We start from the raw sequence: 14,588 nt of genomic DNA, 5'->3' as shown, positions 1-14,588 counted from the left end.
CTCTCGTTCAAATCAGGCGCGGATATCGAGCACGCGGTCGCGATGCGACGGGTGGGTGCTGTAGACGAAGATCTTGTTCATTTCCTTCTCCGACAGCAGGCGCAGGAAACGGACCTCGATGGTGTTGTTGGGGAAGATCTTCATCAGCATGCAGCCGACCTTGGTGATCCGGGCATCGGGGATATCGAGATAGAATTGCTTCGGCAGATTATATTGGGTAAGGATCGCCAGGATAGCGCTGGTCTGAGATATTCGGATGATGTCGCAGCGGCGTGACGCCAGGTTCATGACGCCTTTTTCGGTATATTCGATCCGCGCTGCGTTCATCGTATCCTCCATTTTGTACCGCACCTCGCGGTCGTACATGAAGGATTCTTCCTTGTTGAGAAAATGGTGGCCAGAATTAGCCGTGCCGGAAGCTGCCATCGTCGTAAATCCCTAAAGTATACTGCGAAACGCAGGCTATCAGTGGGGATTTAACAGAAGGTTTGGAAGCGCTAGACCAAGTGCATTTTATAGGATTTCAATATTTGGACTAGCGCTCCCACGCCTTTGGGAGGATGCCTTATTGCTTGCGATAGGTGTGGCCTTCAGCATCGAAGAGATGCAGCTTCTGCCTATCGGCCGCAAAGCGCATCTTCTGCCCGCGCTTGACGTCCGCGATGCCTGGGATCTTGACGATGATCGGCTCACCGTTCGCCAGGCCTTCGATATAAAGTTGCGTGACTTCGCCGAGGGCTTCGACGATGGCAACCTCGCCTTCGAAGAGATAGTTTTCGTCGGTGGCGACCCGCAGGTCCTCCGGGCGAACGCCGAAGCTGGCGGTCTTGCCCTGCTCGGATGCCGCCGTGGCGATATCGAGCGTCACCGCCTTGCTGCCCGCCAAGGTTACGGTCGTCGTCGCCCCTGTTCCGGTGATCGTCGCCGGAAAGATGTTCATGGCCGGTGAGCCAATGAACTTCGCCACGAAGAGGTTGGCCGGATGCTCGTAGAGCTCGAGCGGCGCGCCGACTTGCTCCACGCGACCGGCCGACAACACGACGATGCGGTCGGCCAAGGTCATGGCCTCCACCTGGTCGTGGGTGACATAGATCATCGTCGTCTCGGGCATGGAGTCGCTGAGCTTGGCGATCTCGATACGCGTCGCCACGCGCAACGCCGCGTCGAGGTTCGATAGCGGTTCGTCGAATAGAAAGACTTTCGGGTTTCGGCAGATGGCACGACCAATGGCGACACGCTGGCGCTGACCACCCGAGAGAGCCTTGGGGAGACGCTCGAGATATTGCGTGAGTTGCAGGCTCGCCGCAGCGGCGCGGACGCGACGGTCGATCTCCTTCTTGCTTTCCTTGGCGATTCGCATGCCGAAAGCCATGTTGTCGTAGACGGTCATATGCGGATAGAGAGCATAGGACTGAAAGACCATAGCAATGCCGCGCCTGGACGGCGGCACCTCGTTAACCTTCTGCCCGGCGATGAGCATGTCACCGGAGGTGATGCTTTCGAGCCCGGCGATCATGCGCAGCAATGTGGATTTGCCGCAGCCCGACGGCCCGACGAAGACGATGAATTCGCCCTCCTGGATGTCCAGATCGATGCCGTGCAGAACATGCACATTTCCGTATGATTTCCGGATGTCCTTCAGAACAAGTCCCGTCATCTATGCTCTCCTCCCCAAAAGCTCAGGCCAGGCGCGCGAAATATGCGCCCCAGGCCGGAATGTCGATCTGATTGCCGTAGTTGTTGCTTGTAAAGCCGTGACCGGCAAGGGCCTGCCAGCTCCCCTCAGGCAGGGTTGCCGCCGCCTCCGTCGCGCTCATGTTGAACATGCAGAGGATGGTTTCGTCGCCATAGTGCCTGACATAAAGCAGCACGTCCCCCTGCGGTTCCGTGAAGGCGATCTCACCCTTGGCAAAAGCCGGGTGCTGCTTGCGGAAGGCGAGGAAGCGGCGATATTGTTCCAGCACCGAATTGTCATCGCCGTGCTGCACGCTGACGGCACGCAGGATATGTTCGACCGGCACAGGCAGCCAGGGCTTCACCGTCGAGAAGCCGCCCTGGGTGACCTGACTGTCCCAGACCATCGGCGTACGACAGCCGTCTCGGCCCTTGAATTCCGGCCAGAACTGGATGCCGTAGGGGTCCTGCAGATCCTGATAGGCGAGATCGGCTTCCGTCAGGCCGAGCTCTTCGCCCTGATAGAGGCAGACGGAGCCACGCAGTGTCAGGAGCAAGGCCGCATATTGCTTGGCAAGCGCGTCGCGATCGGCGACCAGGCTGCCCCAGCGGCTGACATGGCGCATCACGTCATGGTTTGAAAATGCCCAGCATGCCCAACCGTCCGGCGCGGCCTCGGCAAAATCTTCCATCACATCTTCGACGCGCTCCGGCGACAGCGGGTCCGGCGCCAGGAACTCGAAAGCATAGCACATATGCATCTTGTCGTTGCCGGAGGTATATTCGCCGACGATCTCAAGACCGCGCTGGCTGTCGCCGACTTCGCCGACGGCGGCAATGGCCGGATATTCGTCTAGCACGGCACGGAACCGCTGCAGGAACTTCAGATTCTCCGGGCGGTTCTTGTCGTAAAGATGCTCCTGGAAGTTATAGGGATTGACCGCGGGGGCCGTCGACGCGTTGCGGCGCGATGGCTCCAGCGCCGGATTGTCGCGCAATTCCCTGTCGTGGAAATAGAAGTTGATGGTGTCGAGGCGGAAGCCGTCAACGCCCCGGTCGAGCCAGAAACGCACGACGTCCAGCAGCCGTTCCTGAACCTCGGGATTATGCAGGTTCAAGTCCGGTTGCGAGATCAGGAAGTTGTGCATGTAATATTGCATGCGGGTCGGATCCCAAGCCCAGGCAGAGCCGCCGAAGATCGACAGCCAGTTGTTGGGCGGCGTGCCATCCGGCTTGGCGTCGGCCCAGACATACCAGTCGGCCTTGGGATTGTCCTTGCTCGAGCGGCTTTCGACAAACCAGGGATGGTGGTCGGAGCTGTGCGACAGCACCAGATCGATCATCACCTTGATGCCGAGGCGGTGCGCTTCCGTCATCATGACATCGAAATCGGCCAGCGTACCGAAGATTGGATCGACATCTTCATAGTTGGAAACGTCGTAACCGAAATCGCGCATGGGCGAAGTGAAGAACGGCGAAATCCAGATCGCGTCGACGCCAAGGGCGGCGATATGCGGTAGGCGGATGGCGATGCCTTTGAGGTCACCGATGCCGTCGCCGTTGGAGTCCTGATAGGACCGCGGATAGATCTGGTAGATCACCGCTCCGCGCCACCAGTCTTTATCCACTGTCGAAATCGATTGAGAGGCAGTGCTCATTCTGAATAGGTCCTGTATGGGTGCAAAAGTATCGGATCAGCCCCCCTTCACCGACCCGGCGAGCAGACCGCGCACGAGATAGCGCTGCAGACCGAAGAAGACGAGGAGCGGAATAAGAATGGTGACGAAGGCGGAGGCCGTCAGGATTTCCCAGTTGCCGCCGCGCGAACCAAGCAGGGCGTTCAAAGCTGCCGTCAGGACCAGATGATCCTTGTCCGTGCCCAGGAATACCATGGCGATCAGAAGGTCGTTCCACACCCAGAGGAACTGGAAGATCGCGAAGGAGGCAAGCGCCGGGAAAGACAGCGGCAGGATGATCTTGACGAAAATGTCGAAATCGCTGGCGCCATCGACGCGGGCGGATTCGATGATTTCCTTCGGCAGGCCGGCAATGTAATTGCGCAGCAGATAGATGGCGAGCGGCAGGCCGAAGGCGGTATGCGCCATCCAGATGCCGGGATAGGTCTTCGACGGTACGCCGAATGCCTGGCCGATATCGTTATAGATGCGCAGCAGCGGGATCAGCGACATCTGCAACGGCACGACGATGAGGCCGACAACTACCGCGATCAGCACCGCGCGGCCGCGAAAATCCATCCAGGCAAGCGCATAGGCGGCGAAAGCCGCAATCAGGATCGGGATGATCGTCGCCGGAATCGTGACTGTCAGCGAGTTGATGAAGGATTGGCCAATGCCTTCGCCCGTCAATACCGTCCGGTAGTTGTCCTTCGTGAATTCTGGCGGCGTCGCGACTGTCAGATACACGCGTCTGGCGCGCTCATCGGGGGCGAAGGCGCCATTCTTCTGGAGGCGATAGGTACCGTCGGCATTGATGGTCAGGCTTTGGCCTTCGCCGAGGTCGGCCTGCGACCCCGCCTGATAGGCAGCCGGTTCCTGGACACGCAGGCCAAACGCCCTGATCCTGCCGCCATTGTTGCTGCCTTCGAAGACATTGCCTGCAATGACATAGTTGGCGCCGTCCTGGGTTGCCTTGTCGGGACCGGCAAGCCGGACGGCAACCGTCCGCGACGAGCCGGCGAAAGCGGTCCACCAGCCGGAAACGGCAATCTGGTCCTTGTCACGCAAGGCCGTGACAAAGATGCCGAGCGTCGGGATCAGCCAGATCACGACGATGAGCAGCACCGCGAAATGGACGAAGAGGCGAGCTGGGCCGATGCGGCCAAGGTTTCCGAGCATGTTAGCGGCCCTTCGTTTCTGCGTTTGCACGACGGATGTTCCAGATCATGATCGGGGTGACCGCGACCATGATGACCAGCGCGATTACGGCACTACGGCCGGAATCAAAGCCTCGGAACGCCCAGTTGAACATCAGGTTCGCAAGAACCATCGTATCCCACTGACCATTGGTCATGGTCAGAACGATGTCGAAAACCTTGAGCACGAGAATGGTGATGGTGGTCCAGACCGTGGCGATCGTACCCCAGACCTGCGGTACCATGATCTTCCAGAAAATCTGCCAGCCATTGGCACCGTCGATGACGGCCGCTTCAATTGTTTCCTCCGGAATGCCGCGAAGGGCGGCCGAGAGGATCACCATGGCGAAGCCGGTCTGAATCCAGATCAGCATGATCATCAGGAAGAAATTGTTCCAGAGGGGAATGGTGATCCAGACTTGGGGCGTGCCGCCGAAGAGCTGTACGATCGCGTTCAGCAACCCGATCTGTGTGTCGGTGCCGCCGCGATATTCATAGATGAATTTCCAGATGACTGATGCGCCGACGAAGGAGATCGCCATCGGCATGAAGATGACCGCCTTGGCAATGTTGCCCCACCAGATGCGATCGGTCATGACGGCAATCACAAGACCGAAGAAAGTGCAGGCAGCCGGCACCACGGCAAGCCAGAGGATATTGTTGAAGATCGACCGGCGGAATTCGGAATCGTTGACGGCCCAGACATAATTGGCGCCGCCGACGAAATGGTTGCCGTCAGCACCATAGAAAGACAGGATGAGCGTCGCAACGACCGGATACATCAGGTAGACGCCGAGAAGGATGAGTGCCGGTCCGAGGAAAAGCCAGGGGCGGATCAGGCCGCGGCGACGCAGATTGACTGCGATCCGGTGAACATCGCCACCCTCTTTTGTCGGGAATATTAACTCCAGCAGCTTGTTGGAAAAGAGAAAATAGGCGGCGCAAACGGCAACGCCAAATATCATGGCTCCAACCGCCGTCAGTATCTGCGTAGTCATTCTTCCCTCCCGGATTATTGCTTGCTTGAAGCCGCCCGTCCGGCGGGTCAGCGCCCCAAGGCGTCGGCCGCGACAGGGTAGATCGGCGTCGCCGGGAGATGCCGGCGACGCGCTTCCGCGATGTTATGATTACTTGATGGAATCCCACGTCTTCTGGATTTCGTCGGCGGAGTCCTGAGCCGACTTGCCGCCGACAAAGTCCACCATACCGGTCCAGAACGAGCCTGCGCCGATCTTGCCCGGCATCAGGTCGGAACCGTCGAAGCGGAAGGTGGTGGCGGTCGTCAGGATTTCGCCTTCCTTCCTCAGTGTGTCGTTGGCGTAGGCTGCCGTGTTGACGCCCTTATAGGGCGTGAGGAAGCCGGACTGCGCCATCCAGACTTCCTGGGCGATCGGCGTCTGCAAGAACTCGATGAAGGCGCGGGCGGCCTTCGAGTCCTTTGTGATCGTTGCCAGCGTGCCGGCGCCGAGGACCGGCTTGCCCAATTCCGGATGCGATGCATAGGGCGGGAAGTAGAAGAAGTCGGCATCCTGGCCGAGCTTGGTGCCCTCTGGGAAGAAGGATGGAATGAAAGACGCCTGCTTGTGCATGTAGCACTTGGGCGGAACCGCAAAGAGACCCTTCGGGCTATCGCGGAAGTCGGTCGAAGCTACGGCGGCGACCCCGCCGCTGACGTATTTGGCGTTCTTGGCGAACTTGCCGAATTCATCGATGGCGTTGACGACCTTGGGATCATTGAATTTCAGGCTATTGTCGACCCAGCCGTCATAGTCTTTCGGCGAGACGGTGCGCAGCATCAGGTCTTCGACCCAGTCTGTCGCCGGCCAGCCGGTAGCGCCGCCGGAGCCGAGGCCGATGCACCAGGGGGTGCCGCCGTCCTTGACGATCTGATCGGAAAGCTTGATCAGCTCTTCCATGGTCGTGGGGACCTTATAGCCGGCCTCTTCGAAATTTTCCGGCACATACCAGACGAGCGACTTCAGGTCGGCCTTGTACGGGAAGGCGTAGAAGGCGTCCTTGCCGTCCTTGCCCTTGTAGGTGCCGTAGCCGACCCAGCTATCGCCCGCGCCGTAGTTCGTCTTGACCCAGTTGGCGAGATCGTCGCCGAGCGGCGTCAGGTAGCCCTTGCTGGCGAGATTTGCGAGCAGGCCCGGTTGCGGCAGGATTGCGACGTTCGGCGGTGAACCGGCCTGAGTGTCGATGACGATCTGCTGCTCATAGTTCTCCGAGGACGAATACTTGGCGTTCACCCCGGTCGCTTCGACGAAATAGTTCAGAACGCTGGTAAAGAGCGCTTCGTCTTCGCCGCGCCACGGACCAAAGATGGTCAGCGTCTCACCCTTCAAATCCGCATGGGCCGACTTGAAATCGTCCAAGCTTTTCCAGTTGAACTTGGAGTCCTGGCCCGGCTGGAATTTCAAATCGGCGGCCATTGCCGTACCGGCCGCCAAGGCTGCAACGGCAACGGTCATCAAAAGCAATTTCTTCATGTGGTTGTCCTCCCAAATCAATCCCACGAGCCCGAACATGTTTTGCATGCTGCGCGCCCATTTCTCAAAGCGCTTTGGCTACTCACTCATTCCATTGCGGGCAGAGCAAAGTCAAGCGAATTTGTGAATTCGGCTAATATACACCCAAATCTCGCGACGCAGCATGAAAATGAGCATTATTATTTCGCAAATCGCCTTGTTTCGAATGCACCGCCTGCTACATAGTCAAAAGCGCTTTGGAAGCCAGTCGCATGGCAAGAGGAGGCCATTGCACTGCAGACAATGAGCAGATGGAGGAGCGGAGCCACGTGAATCTGAAGCAGCTATCGCAAATGTTAGGCCTGTCGCAGACCACGGTCAGCCGTGCATTGAACGGATATCCGGAGGTCAACCGCGAAACCCGCGAGCGCGTGCTCAAAGCGGTTCGGGAAACAGGTTATCGTCCCAACAAGGCGGCACAACGTTTGGCGACCGGAAAGGCCGGCTCGATCGGCCTGGTCATGCCGACGGCGCCCGGCCATCCCTCCGACGTGCATTTCAGCGAGTTCCTGACCGGCCTTGGAGAAGAGGCGTTACGACATGATTTCCATTTCGTTCTGACGCCGGCCGACCCGAACGACGAAGTCGGGGCGCTGAAGCGGCTTGCCGCGAGCGGCAATGTCGACGCCCTGTTCGTGACCTACATGCGCGGCCACGATCCACGCGTCGAAATGCTGAAATCATTGTCCATGCCTTTCCTGGTGCATGGACGGTCCTTTGGGACCGAGGCGGATTACCCTTATCTCGACATCGACAACGAGGGCGCGTTCTACGACGCCACGAAACTGCTATTGCAACTCGGCCACAAACGTTTTGCGCTGCTGAACGGCCCGATCTATCTCGATTTCGCCATCCGGCGAAAAAACGGCGTGGTCGCAGCGCTTGCCGAACGCGGCCTGACGCTGGACGAGACCTATGTTAGCCATACGCCGATGACCGATGAACAGGGCCTCTTTGCCATGGAGCGCATCCTGCAGCTGGATGAGCGGCCAACCGCCATCCTCTGCTCCAGCACTGTGCTGGCGCTCGGCGCTGTGCGCGCCATCAACCAGGCGAAACTGAAGCTCGGCGAGGATATTTCGCTGATCGCCCACGACGACGTGCTGACGCTGTTGAAGCCGGAGAATTTCACCGTGCCGCTGACGACCACGCGCTCATCGCTACGCGCCGCCGGCATGCGCGTCGCAGAGCGGCTGATCGGCGAGATCAAGCAGCTCGAAACGTTTCCCAAGCAGGAGCTTTGGAAGACCGAACTCATCGTACGCGCCTCGACCGGCGTAGCGCCGGCCGAGTAACCCGTTTAAGTGGTCAGAACTTTGGCGCCGGCTTGCCGGCGGCGCGATGGGCGGCAATGGATGTATTGGCCATTAGCATGGCGATGGTCATCGGGCCGACTCCGCCCGGCACCGGGGTGATGGCGGCGGCAGCCTGCGCAGCTTCTGCAAAAGCGACATCGCCGACTAAGCGGCTCTTGCCCTCGCCTCTTTCCGGCGCAGCGATGCGGTTGATGCCGACATCGATGACGGTCGCACCGGGCTTGATCCAATCCGCTTTCACCATTTCCGGCCGGCCGACGGCGGCCACCAGAATATCGGCACCGCGGGCGACGGCAGACAGGTCCTTCGTGCGCGAATGCGCCGTCGTTACGGTCGCATTGGCATGAATCAGCAGCTGCGCCATCGGCTTGCCGAAGAGGTTGGAGCGGCCGATGACGACGGCGTTGAGACCCGACAGGTCTTCGCCATGCACACGGCGCACCAACAGCATGGCGCCGGCCGGCGTGCAGGAGATCAGGCCGGTGTCGAGATCGCCGGTCGCCAACTTGCCGGCATTGACGACATTCAAGCCGTCGACATCCTTGTCCGGCCGGATCGACTGGATGATCGCGTCGTCATTCAAGTGCTTCGGCAGTGGCAATTGCACCAAGATGCCATGGACGGCGGCATCCTCGTTCAGGGACTGGACGAGTTTTGCCAGCTCATCCTGCGTCGTCTCGGCGGGCAGCGTATGCTGGATGGAATTGAAACCGCACTCCTTGGCCATGCGGCTCTTGGAGGCGACATAGGTGTGGCTCGCCGGATCATCGCCGACGATGACGACGGCAAGGCCGGTCTTCACGCCCGTATCTTTTTCCAGTGCTGCGGTCGCGGTCTTCACCGCATCAATTACCGAAGCAGCCACCTGCTTGCCATCGATCACCGTCGTCACGCCAATCTCCCGATATGGTTTCGGCGGCAATCTACAAGCCATCGGCCCGACGGAATTGCCTGCCAACGCCCTATGGTGTCTGAAAGCGGTAATTGCAAGGAGAAATCCGCCGGGAGATCAGCCGCGCAACGTCTGCCGGCGCGAAGCATAGGTCTCGACTTTTGACCGCAACAGCGCCAATTCGCGCTGGATCTGCGTCAGCTCCTCGGTAACCACAGGGCGATCATTGGCAACGGGAATGGCGGCGTCGAAGCGCGGCTGTGGCAGGTTTGGTCGAGGCTGCGGGGCCGGCTCCACGTCGCGATTGAAAACCGGCTCCGGCGCGACGATGCGTGCCGCTATCTGATCGTCCGGAAGCAAAGCGCCGCCCATCCATTTCCGCAGGAAGACCAGACAAAGCGCTGCGCCGAGACCCATCAGAAAACCCGCCGTCTGGCTGCCCGCAAGATTGTCGTCGAGGGGCGCCTTGGCAGCGACGGCCGGGGCGATAACAGCGATCGGCACATGGACTTCCGCCGGCGGCGTATCGGTGTTTTGAGACTCAGCCTCATAACGGCTCTGTGCCGCAGCAACATCGTCCTGAAGCTGATCAAAGCGGGCCATGTCTATGTCGGTGCTTTCCTGGCTGAGCGCGGTCATCCGCGCGGTGAGCGCCGCCTGGTTCTCAAGTGCCGCTTTCAGGTTCGCATCACCGCTGACCACCAGACGCTGAAGCCGGTCGCGGATATCGGCGCCCAGGCCATCGACCGTCGCCTGCTGCGCGAGCAGACGAGGATGGCGCGGCCCGAGCTGCGTGGAGAGCTGGGTCAGCACGACCTTCGCGGCGCGATAGCGGCTGCGCAGATCGTCGAGGCCGGCAGACGATAGATCACGCGGCAATGCGCCACTCATGACGCTGGCAGGTGTCGCGGATTTGGCGGCCGCAACGCGTGCCTTTGCGTTTTGTGCGGCAGTTTCAGCGGCTTTGATCTCGCCGTCCAATTGCTGGCGCTGCCGCTGAAGATCCAGCGCCGCCTCGATCTTGTCGTCGCCGTATTGCGCCTTGAATGCGGCCAGTGCGGCCTTGGCTTGATCGAGCTCCTTTAGGCTGGGGTCGGCAAGAGGGCTGCTTTTGCCAGCTAGGCCAACGCCTTGCGCGACAGTGGTATCGTAGATGGTCGCATCGGCCAGGCGGTTGGCGATCTCGGCGGATTTCGCGGGGTCGGCTGTGGCAACAGTGAGATGCAGGGTGCCACTCGTCACATCGGCGATCACGGTGATATCGCGGCGAAGGGCAGCCTGCGCACGCGAGGGCGCGTCGGACGCATTGCCGTTGCCGGACAGCAAGTCCATGGCAACTCCGATCGCGCCGGCCTTAGCGCCGGTAAATTCCGGATCGCGGTCGAGTTTCAGCCTGGCAACGAGATCGGAAAGCAGGGACGGCGTTACGATGCGTTTGGCGGTGACATCCACAAGCGCCTGTCGCGCGCTCCCCTGCCCTTCCATCTGCAGCGCAGTATGAGAGGCATATCGCGGCGGTTCCGCCAACATTGCTGGCAAGAAAGCGCCTACCAGCGAGGCGGCGACGACGAAGGCGATGGAGCCGAACCCGAATGTCCAGCGACGATGGGGCAGACGCCCATTCACTGAAACAGCCGGCAGATCGGCCGGAGGTGGCAGGTCAATCCCCATGTCATCGAAACGGGGCAAGGCCGATGATTCAGTGACGGCCGGCTCCGGCTGCCGATCAGCGATCGTTTCGGGCGCGACGGGACGGCTTTGCAGGATATCACGGATACGGTCAGGCAGCGGTTGGGCTTCGTCGACCACGGCCGTCGCAGATTTTTTCTGCCCGGAGACAGGATAAGGGTCGCCATCCAGCATCTTTTGGATGACGACCCGTAATTCCGCATCGTTCGCGGCGTGACGATCGACCGGCTGGACATTGGCAGCAACGAGATAGCCATCCTTGCCGCGATCGAAATGGGCATGGCGCCCAGCGCCGCGGAGGGCGTCGAAGGCTTCCGCATCGTCCGGATGAAGTCTGGTCCTGGCCTTGCTTTCGAACATGGCGGGTTGTCTCGCGCGCATGGTCAGCGACCGATGCAGATGGTTAACCCACTTTAAATTTTCATGGCAAAGAAAAGGTTAACAGCCGCTGCGATAGCGATCAGCTGGCAAGCTTGTCACGCGAAGGAAGCTGCGGCAGAGGCATGGGCTGCGGCTCGGCGGCACGCAGGATGCGCTCCTTGCGGCCGAACTGATGCCGGATGACCTGGAAGAAGAAGAGCGGCACGCCGAGAACGTAGCGACGCCACAGCCTGCGCGGCTCCTGGAGCAGGCGGAACATCCATTCGAAGCGCAATGCGCGCACCAAGGCCGGCGCGCGCGGCACCGTGCCCGAGACGAAATCGAAAAGCGCACCGACCGTCAGCACCAGCCGTGCATGCTGCGCATCGATATGCTCGGCAACCCATTTTTCCTGTAGCGGCGTTCCCATTGCGACGATCAGCACATCGATTTTCCGGCGGTTGACTTCCGCGGTGACCAGATCGCTTTTCGCCTTGTCGAAATAGCCGTCCGCAATGACGATGAACTCATGCCATGGCGCATGGTTGTGGAAATTTTCGGCGGCCCTTTCAACGACATCGCGGCGGCCACCGATCAGACCGATACGCTTCGGCCGATCCATGAAGGTTAGCAGGGCCGGCACGAAATCGGTACCGTTCAAATTGGCCGGAAAGGAAAGTCCATGAGCAGCGCGCGAGGCGATATCCAGACCAACACCGTCGGGCAGGACAAGGTTTTGCACCAGTACATCGCGATAGTCGCCGTCACGCAGCATCAGCAGCATGTTATGGGCATTGACGAAGGAGATGACGGTCTGGCCGACCGGAAGGGATGCCAGCTGGTTGATGAAGTTCAGCGCATCCTCCCAGTTTAGGTCGCAAACCGGCAAATCGAAAATCATTCGACGCGAAGCGAGCACGGCAAAATTTGCGACCTGATTCACCCAAGACCTCCTACCACGGACGCTTCATAGGCGCGACGCGGCAATTTCTCGACGCAAACCCTCCACCGCCTGTCCATTCGGTGCCATCGGAAACGTCGCTGAAAGTGCTTATAACAAGGCCGCCCCAAGCTTCCGTTAGGAGAATCGATCGGAATTGCGTAAGAGAAGCAAGGATTTGTTAAGGCTGTTGCGCGTGATGAACGCGGTAGGCCGCTCCATAGTCGGAGCGGCCATCACCGAGCTTCAACAGATCTAATTTGCCGGCTTTGGTGCCGTGTCCGGCGTCGGATCGCCCTGGACGACCTTTACGGGCTTGACGGTCCTCTTGCCGGAACCGCCACCGTTGTTGATCTCATCCTTGGAGAGATAGTCGAGCTGTTCGACCATCACGTCGGCGATGTAGTCGCCGCCCAGGCGTTCATTCATATTCTTCTTGATGTCGTTGCGGAAACTGGCGACATCAAAGCTGGCCGTATGGCTAATATCGATCGCCTTGTTGCCCACCAGCAGCGAAAAGAGCTCGTCCGTCGTCAGTTCCGTCAGCGGCGTCTGCAGCTCGGCCGCCTTGCCCTTCTCCATCATGAAGGAGATGCGGGTGATGAAATAGCCGTTCACCTGGCCGTTGGCGATGACGGGCACGTTGATCGATTCGCCCTTGACGAATTCCTGCTGCGCCTTTTTGGCGTCGTCGGGATTGGTCGCGGGCGCCGTCGCCATCTGCACCGAAAAATAGACCGAAGCCAATGTTACGGCGCAGACCCACAGGCCGGTGATGACGAGCTTGATCATCCGGCCTCACGGACGCGGAATTGCTCCTGCGAATAAGTGCCGTCCGCATCGGCGTTCTGCACCGCATTCTTCAGGATATCGGCGACGGCGCGGACCGCTTCGAGATGGGCCTCGACGCGACGCGCGTTCAAGACCAGCTTCTTCTTCAGCCCGTGTAATTGTTCGATATGGGTGACGGCGAGTTCGGCCGGATTGGTATCGCGAAACAGCATCGACAATTCGTAGAGACAGCGGCTCTTGTGAGCATTCGATACCTTGAGATCGAATTCCGGGTCGGTGCCGATCCGGTTATTCTCGTTGTCGATGATCATCTCCAGGCGGCCAAGGACCGTCTTGATCCGGTAGTCGTTCGAAATTACTTCCATGTCTTTCCCCCCGCTCATACTTTCTTGGACGTCAGCGTGTCTTGATTGGTGACCGTCGTATCGCTGTCACCATTGGTCTCGGCCGCGGCAAGTGTCTTTCGCTGGAAATCGGTGATTGCGCTCAGGGCCATCTTCTTATCGTTCTCATTGGTCGCCGAGTTTATGGCGCCAGTGTTGCGCATCTTGGAAACCTGTTCCTGATACATTTTCTCGGCAATGCCGACGCCGCCATTCTTGGCGACGGTATTGCCAAGCTGCTCGGCCATCATGCCCTTCCAGATTTCACCGGCGGAGCCCTTGCCATAGAGTGTTTCGCTGTTCGGCAGCATGTTCTTCACAAAGTTCTGCAGCACCATGGCTTCGAACTTGCGATAGACCTGCGGAACTTTTGTCGGCGCGGTATGCGTGTTGGCATTGCTCAGGCCGGCCTGCGTTGCGGCGCTGTTGAGCGCGTCCACGGTCGAGGCGAAACCATTGCCGTTTTCCGCCAGGCTGGTAGCGGCGAAGGCAGCCCTGTTGGCCGCGAGCTTTTCCTGGGCCGCCTGCACGTCGGCCGGATTGGCGGCCTGAACGACATCCAGGACCAAATCACTCGGAGGCGAAATAGCCACGTCACGTTTCCTTTCACTGAGCATGCTCCCGAGACGCGTGAAGCGACCATCGGGCAAGAATCGAACTGATAGAGCGAGGCGCGCCAATTCGACGACACGCCATTTTGCTCTAAGATCGGGATGATTATGGTTTTTGAACCTTGCTGGAGGCTGGCGTTACGTCCGCGAAGCGCTGATCGATGATGTCGTAGACGGCATTGTCGTCCGCCTCACGCGTTTCCAGCTCGCGCGCGTCCTTCATATGCTCTTCCAATCGATCCGCTTTGGTGCGCTCTTGCAGGACCTTCGTTTCGATCAGCTTCTGGATGCCGTCAAGCTGCTGATCCTTGAGCGTCAGGCGGCCATAACGCTCGGCGTAGTGGACCGAAAATGCCATATGTACTGGATCGGCCGAGCTGATCGCATCGATCAGCGTTTCCATCGACTGGTTGACCTCGTTGCGCTGGCGGGTCGTGTCCGCAAGCTCGTTTTCCGCCATCCGCTCAAGATGGCGCTGTACGGCGACGAGGCGCTTTAGTTTTTCGGACCGGCTTTTTTCTGCCACGGCTC

14 protein-coding genes are annotated in these 14,588 nt (G+C 59.6%); 1 reads left to right on the top strand and 13 read right to left on the bottom strand.

Features of this window, described 5'->3' with window-relative positions:
* Positions 1-12 precede the first annotated feature (12 nt).
* The 6 genes from PY649_RS21470 to PY649_RS21445 all read right to left on the bottom strand — a co-directional run bounded on the left by PY649_RS21470 (position 13) and on the right by PY649_RS21445 (position 7,035).
* On the bottom strand, positions 13-426 hold the full coding sequence (locus tag PY649_RS21470; RefSeq protein ID WP_432761388.1) for a hypothetical protein: 414 nt from the start codon (positions 424-426) through the stop codon (positions 13-15).
* A 139-nt stretch (positions 427-565) separates the two neighbouring features.
* Positions 566-1,657 (bottom strand): ABC transporter ATP-binding protein, encoded by a 1,092-nt coding sequence (locus PY649_RS21465; protein WP_285870696.1) that lies wholly within the window; start codon positions 1,655-1,657, stop codon positions 566-568.
* Between the two features lie 22 nt (positions 1,658-1,679).
* Positions 1,680-3,332, bottom strand: a complete 1,653-nt coding sequence (gene bglA, locus PY649_RS21460; RefSeq protein WP_285870694.1) for a beta-galactosidase BglA — start codon at positions 3,330-3,332, stop codon at positions 1,680-1,682.
* A gap of 36 nt (positions 3,333-3,368) precedes the next feature.
* Positions 3,369-4,529: a carbohydrate ABC transporter permease gene (locus PY649_RS21455; protein WP_285870692.1), complete on the bottom strand. Its 1,161-nt coding sequence runs from the start codon at positions 4,527-4,529 to the stop codon at positions 3,369-3,371.
* A gap of 1 nt (position 4,530) precedes the next feature.
* The gene (locus PY649_RS21450) at positions 4,531-5,544 is read right to left on the bottom strand and encodes a carbohydrate ABC transporter permease (RefSeq protein ID WP_285870690.1); all 1,014 of its coding nucleotides are present in this window, start codon (positions 5,542-5,544) and stop codon (positions 4,531-4,533) included.
* A 129-nt stretch (positions 5,545-5,673) separates the two neighbouring features.
* Positions 5,674-7,035, bottom strand: coding sequence for an ABC transporter substrate-binding protein (locus tag PY649_RS21445; protein WP_285870688.1), 1,362 nt, complete (start codon positions 7,033-7,035; stop codon positions 5,674-5,676).
* 308 nt (positions 7,036-7,343) lie between these two features.
* On the opposite strand from PY649_RS21445, the gene PY649_RS21440 reads away from it, so the two are divergent.
* Positions 7,344-8,369: a substrate-binding domain-containing protein gene (locus PY649_RS21440; protein ID WP_285870687.1), complete on the top strand. Its 1,026-nt coding sequence runs from the start codon at positions 7,344-7,346 to the stop codon at positions 8,367-8,369.
* A 13-nt stretch (positions 8,370-8,382) separates the two neighbouring features.
* Here PY649_RS21440 and PY649_RS21435 read toward each other — a convergent pair whose 3' ends face one another.
* The 7 genes from PY649_RS21435 to PY649_RS21405 all read right to left on the bottom strand — a co-directional run bounded on the left by PY649_RS21435 (position 8,383) and on the right by PY649_RS21405 (position 14,583).
* Positions 8,383-9,282, bottom strand: a complete 900-nt coding sequence (locus PY649_RS21435) for a bifunctional methylenetetrahydrofolate dehydrogenase/methenyltetrahydrofolate cyclohydrolase (protein WP_285870685.1) — start codon at positions 9,280-9,282, stop codon at positions 8,383-8,385.
* Between the two features lie 117 nt (positions 9,283-9,399).
* Positions 9,400-11,331 carry a GumC domain-containing protein gene (locus PY649_RS21430; RefSeq protein WP_285870684.1) on the bottom strand — a complete coding sequence of 644 codons (1,932 nt, stop codon included), beginning with the start codon at positions 11,329-11,331 and terminating at the stop codon, positions 9,400-9,402.
* Between the two features lie 100 nt (positions 11,332-11,431).
* The gene (locus PY649_RS21425; protein ID WP_285870683.1) at positions 11,432-12,274 is read right to left on the bottom strand and encodes a WecB/TagA/CpsF family glycosyltransferase; all 843 of its coding nucleotides are present in this window, start codon (positions 12,272-12,274) and stop codon (positions 11,432-11,434) included.
* A 252-nt stretch (positions 12,275-12,526) separates the two neighbouring features.
* On the bottom strand, positions 12,527-13,063 hold the full coding sequence (locus PY649_RS21420; RefSeq protein WP_285870682.1) for a hypothetical protein: 537 nt from the start codon (positions 13,061-13,063) through the stop codon (positions 12,527-12,529).
* Complete coding sequence (locus PY649_RS21415) at positions 13,060-13,428, bottom strand: hypothetical protein (protein ID WP_285870681.1); 369 nt, start codon at positions 13,426-13,428, stop codon at positions 13,060-13,062. Before PY649_RS21415 ends, PY649_RS21420 begins: the two co-directional genes overlap by 4 nt.
* Positions 13,429-13,442: 14 nt before the next feature.
* Complete coding sequence (locus tag PY649_RS21410; RefSeq protein ID WP_285870679.1) at positions 13,443-14,039, bottom strand: rod-binding protein; 597 nt, start codon at positions 14,037-14,039, stop codon at positions 13,443-13,445.
* Between the two features lie 124 nt (positions 14,040-14,163).
* Positions 14,164-14,583, bottom strand: a complete 420-nt coding sequence (locus tag PY649_RS21405; RefSeq protein ID WP_285870677.1) for a hypothetical protein — start codon at positions 14,581-14,583, stop codon at positions 14,164-14,166.
* Between the last annotated feature and the right edge of the window lie 5 nt (positions 14,584-14,588).

It is taken from the genome of Rhizobium mayense (assembly GCF_030272705.1).
Classification (GTDB): Bacteria; Pseudomonadota; Alphaproteobacteria; order Rhizobiales; family Rhizobiaceae; genus Rhizobium; species Rhizobium mayense.
This window is presented reverse-complemented; position numbering and strand designations above follow the sequence as displayed.